4 protein-coding genes are annotated in these 4715 nt (G+C 74.7%); 3 read left to right on the forward strand and 1 reads right to left on the reverse strand.

The genetic code is table 11. From position 1 onward, the window contains the following. The first annotated feature begins 246 nt into the window (after positions 1 to 246). Positions 247 to 1062 (forward strand): crotonase/enoyl-CoA hydratase family protein, encoded by an 816-nt coding sequence (locus ACVUH9_RS22125; protein ID WP_475761008.1) that lies wholly within the window; start codon positions 247 to 249, stop codon positions 1060 to 1062. Positions 1063 to 1298: 236 nt separating this feature from the next. On the opposite strand, the gene ACVUH9_RS22130 is transcribed toward ACVUH9_RS22125, so the two are convergent. Further along, positions 1299 to 1691, reverse strand: a complete 393-nt coding sequence (locus ACVUH9_RS22130) for a TOBE domain-containing protein (protein WP_475761002.1) — start codon at positions 1689 to 1691, stop codon at positions 1299 to 1301. Between the two features lie 371 nt (positions 1692 to 2062). Between ACVUH9_RS22130 and ACVUH9_RS22135 the strand changes: the two genes are divergently transcribed. After that, positions 2063 to 3733: an ABC transporter substrate-binding protein gene (locus ACVUH9_RS22135; RefSeq protein WP_475761004.1), complete on the forward strand. Its 1671-nt coding sequence runs from the start codon at positions 2063 to 2065 to the stop codon at positions 3731 to 3733. Between the two features lie 72 nt (positions 3734 to 3805). Then, positions 3806 to 4715 (forward strand): PKD domain-containing protein (locus tag ACVUH9_RS22140; protein ID WP_475761006.1); only part of this gene is annotated, 910 nt, incomplete at its 3' end.

A 4715-nucleotide genomic window follows, 5' to 3' on the forward strand; every position in this document is an offset into this window, starting at 1 on the left:
CTGCCGGCGGAGGTGACCTCCTCGGCCGGGCTCGACGTCGTCTGCCACGCCGCCGAGAGCTTCATCTCGCGGCCGTTCAACGAGCGCGAGTCCGCCCCGCCCCGTCCGCCCCGGCCCGGCCTGGCGTCCGCCCCACACCCACCCCGCGGCCCCACCCCGGGGCCCACGCGGCCGTTCCGCCCCGCTCCGCCTCCAACGCTGGCAGGATCGGCCGGACGGACGAAGGCGAACGAGAGCGAGCACGGCATGGGCGCGGCGAGCGGCAGCGATGGGGACACGACCGAGGCCGGCGCGCGGCCTGCGGTCCGGGTCGAACGGGACGGGCCGGTCACGACGGTGATCCTCGATCGCCCCGAGGTCCGCAACGCCGTCGACGGCCCCACCGCGGCGGCGCTGGCCGCCGCCTTCCGGGCCTTCGAGGCCGACGACGAGGCCGCGGTCGCCGTGCTCTGGGGTGCGGGCGGGAGCTTCTGCGCCGGGGCCGACCTCAAGGCGATGGGGTCGAGCGACGGCAACCGGGCGTTGCCGCACGGCGACGGGCCGATGGGGCCGAGCCGGATGCTGCTCGACAAGCCGGTGATCGCGGCGGTCTCCGGGCACGCGGTCGCCGGCGGGCTCGAGCTGGCCTGTTGGTGCGACCTGCGGGTGGTCGAGGAGGACGCCGTCTTCGGGGTCTTCTGCCGCCGCTGGGGCGTGCCGCTGATCGACGGCGGAACGGTCCGGCTGCCGCGCCTGATCGGGATGAGCCGGGCGCTCGACCTGATCCTCACCGGCCGCGCGGTCGACGCCCGCGAGGCGGAGGCGATCGGCCTCGCCAACCGGGTCGTGCCGACCGGGACGGCGCTCGCGGCCGCCCAGGCGCTCGCGGCCGAGCTGGCCCGGTTCCCCCAGATCACGATGCGCGGCGACCGCCGCTCGGCCTACGCCCAGGAGGGGCTGCCGCTGACCGCGGCGCTCGACCGCGAGTTCGCGATCGGGGCGGAGAGCCTCCAGCAGGCGTGGGAGGGCGCGCAGCGGTTCGCCGAGGGCCGCGGGCGCCACGGGGACTTCGACGAGCTCTAGCCGCGCGGCGGGGCCAAGGCCGTTGGGCGCGGGAATGGCGAGGCGGGTGGTGGGGCCCCGGCGGCGGTCGGGACCCGGACTGATGCGGATCTCCTGTCGTATGGGCCCGAGATCCGCATCAGCACGCGGACCGCGGCCACCTGATGCAGATTGGCGTTCACGGGCAACGCTGATCCGCATCAGCCTCGCCTCGCCTCGCCCCGCCTCGCCTCGCGGTCGCGGTCGCGGCCTCGGGGTCAGTCCGCGGACCGCTCGACCATCACCGAGGTCGACTTGACGAAGGCCGTCGCCGCGACGCCGGGGGCGAGGCCGAGCTCCTCGACCGCGTCGCGGGTGATCACCGAGGTGATCCGGTGCGGGCCGGCCTCGATCTCGACCAGCGCCATGATCCCGTCGACCTCGACCGAGGCGACGATCCCGGCGAACCGGTTGCGGGGCGAGAAGCTGTCGCCGACCGACGGCCGGAGCGGCCGCTCGGTCAGCCGCGTGATCTCGCTGACCGGCACCCGCCGCTGATTGCGCTCGTCGCGCACGGTCTCCAGCTTGCCGTTGCGGTCCCACCGCCGCAGGGTGTCGGCGCTGACGCCGAGCGCCTTGGCGGCCTCGCTGATCGAGACGTCGGTGCTCATCGCCCGATGCTCGCACGCCCGCCGGGCCAAAGCCAGGCGGGAGCGCCGGCGTGGGCCGATGCGGTCGCCGGGCGCGCGTCGCCGAGTCGGTCGGTCGACCCGTGCCGTGGCGGGTGCAGGCGGACCCTGCCCCCGGCGCATGCCGATCGCTGCTTAGGCAGTGCGTGGGCCGTAGTGGGTGAACGTTTGAACCACTGGACCACCGAATGCGCTAGCGTGGCGCTTCGATATGAGGGGCTCTGTCGACCGGTGGCCGTAGGATGGCCGCTGCACGGCGGGCCTCAATGTCGCTGAATTGCCTAGGCAGTCAGCGCCACGGGTGTCCCCACGACGCCCGTGCCGTGAACACCGCAACGACGAGGAACGGCTCCGTGAAGCTGACACGACCCACGATCACCGCGACGGCCACCGCCATCGCGCTGCTGGCGCTGACGGCGACGCCAGCGCTGGCGGACCAGATCCGCGTCCAGAGCACGACCGACACCGTCGACGCCGGCCTGGTCGAGGGGCTGTTGCGGCCCGCCTACAAGGCGGCTCAGCCCGACGACGAGCTCGCCTACACCGCCGTCGGGACCGGCAAGGCGTTGGACAACGCCCGCGCCGGCCTCGGCGACGTGGTGATCACGCACGCCCCGTCGCTGGAGAAGAAGTTCTCCGACGAGGGCTTCTCGCTCGAGGGTCCCGGCCGGGCGATCTTCTACTCCGACTACGTGATCGTCGGGCCGAAGGCCGATCCCGCCGGTGTCAAGGCGACCGCCAACCACGACGCGGTCGCCGCGCTCGAGCGGATCGCCGCCGCGGGCGCCAGCCACCAGGCGAGCTTCGTCTCTCGCGGGGACAACTCCGGCACCAACGTGCAGGAGCAGCTGATGTGGCAGATGACCGGCTCCGCCGTCGTCAAGCAGAAGGCGGCCAACGCCGGCTCCGCGACCGACCGCGACGAGCCGGGCAGCGGCGGCAGCTACCCGTCGTGGTACGGCAAGACCAACGTCGGGCAGGCCACCAGCCTCCAGAAGGCGGACGTCTGCTCGTCGGCCGAGTTCCCCGACGGCGGCTGCTACACGATGGTCGACCGCGGGACGTTCAATCGGCTCGACAGCTCCGGCACGATCACGAAGCTGGCGATCCTCAGCGAGAACAACGACGGCAGCGCCCGCGGCGGCAAGGACCTGCTGATCAACCCGTTCAGCGCCTACATCGTCAACGCGGCGAAGCTGCCGGCCGGTGCGCCGCCGGTCAACGTCGCCGGCGCCCGGCGGTTCCTCGACTTCCTGACCTCGGAGCGCTTCCAGACCGCGGTCGACGGCTTCCCGACGGCGACCAACCCCGCCTTCCGCGGTGACGCCTTCCCGTCGATCAGCGTCGACGCGGCGCTGCCCCCGGCGACCACCCCCGGGGCGACCGTGACCGTCGCCCTGACGCTGCGCAACCGCCAGCCCGGCGCTCCGGCCGTCAACGGCCAGCCGGTCCAGCTGCAGGCGTCGACCAACGGCGGTGCTACCTGGACCGACGTCGGCGCGCCGCAGCCGACCGACGCCGCCGGTCGCGTCGGCTTCACCACCACGGTCGCGGCGACGACCCGCTACCGGGTCTCGCTCGGACGCTTCCAGGCGACGATCTGGAACAGCTTCAGCCCGAACACGCAGGAGATCGGGATCGTGACCGTCGTCGCGCCCGCGCCCGGCCCGGCTCCGGGTCCCGCTCCGACCCCGACCCCGACCCCGCGGGACAGGACCGCCCCGAAGGTCTCCAAGCTGAGCCTGACGCCCCGGCGGCTGACGCTGCGGATCAACGAGGCCGGCAGCGTCCGGGTCACGATCGCCCGTCGCACGGTCACGAGCGTCCGCCGCAAGGGCAAGGCGGTCCGCAAGACCAGCTACCGCACGGCCAAGGCCGTCCGCGGCAGCGTCAAGCGGGCCGGCACGCTGAAGCTCAGCTGGAAGCGGGCGCTCCCGCGTGGCCGCTACCGGGTCAGCGTCCGCTCGGTCGACGCCGCCGGCAACGTCCGCACCCAGCGGCAGCAGCTGACGATCAAGCGCTAGCCGGTGCGCCGCGGCCGCGACGACGGGGGGACGGGACACGGGCGTCGCCGCTCGGCGCCCGCCCTCGCGGTCGTGACCGCTGTCCTGCTCGCGGCGCTCCCGTCGCCGGCGGGCGCCGCGAACCCGTCCGGCGGGCTGCTGGTGCGGGTGCTCCCGCACGCCGGCGACGGGGGCGTCTCCGACCTCTACGTGAGCCCGGGAGAGCTGGACCGGGCGAACGACGTGGTCGACGTCCGGTACACGAAGCGCTACCTCCGCCGCGAGGGGGAGACGGTGTCCGAGACGAGGGTCGAGAAGCTCGCCGGCAGCTCGGCCGCCGCCGTCGCCGAGCTGGCCGGCGTCCCGCGCGCGAACGTCGATGGGCTCGAGATCCGCTCCCCCGGCGACAGCGGCAACGGGACGCCGTTGGCGTCGCTGAGCCGCAGCGAGGTCGTCGACGGCTTCCTCGGCGACCCGTTGACCGCGACCGACGGCCAGCCGCGGCTGCTCATCTTCCGGAACATCAACGCGGCGACCGGCGGCGAGCAGTCCGTCTTCCGTCCGCTTCGCGGGGAGGGCGACGCCAACCCGGTCGAGATCGTCCCCAACGGCGGCCAGACGCTGCGGGTCTCGATCGCGACCGTCGCGGGCACGGTCGCGGTCAGCGTCGCCGCCGACCGGACCCAGGTCGACCCGCGGGAGCCGGTCGCGCTCACGGCCCAGGTCGCCGGCGGCCCCGGCAACGTCGCCGGCGTCCGCTGGGTCTACGGCGACGGCACGGGCAGCAGCAGCAGCGAGCTGCGGCCGACCCACACCTTCGCCGAGGCCGGCAGCTACCGGATCCGGGCGATCGTGACGACGACCGACGGCGCCTCGGGCGTCGGGACGGTCGACGTGCGGGTCGGCCCGCCCCCGCCGGCCGACCCCGGCACCGGCGCGCCCGAGGGCGGCGCCGACGGGGCGGGCGGCATGCCGGGCGCCGGCACCGGCGGCGCGGGCGCTC

Source organism: Patulibacter ginsengiterrae, from assembly GCF_056269115.1.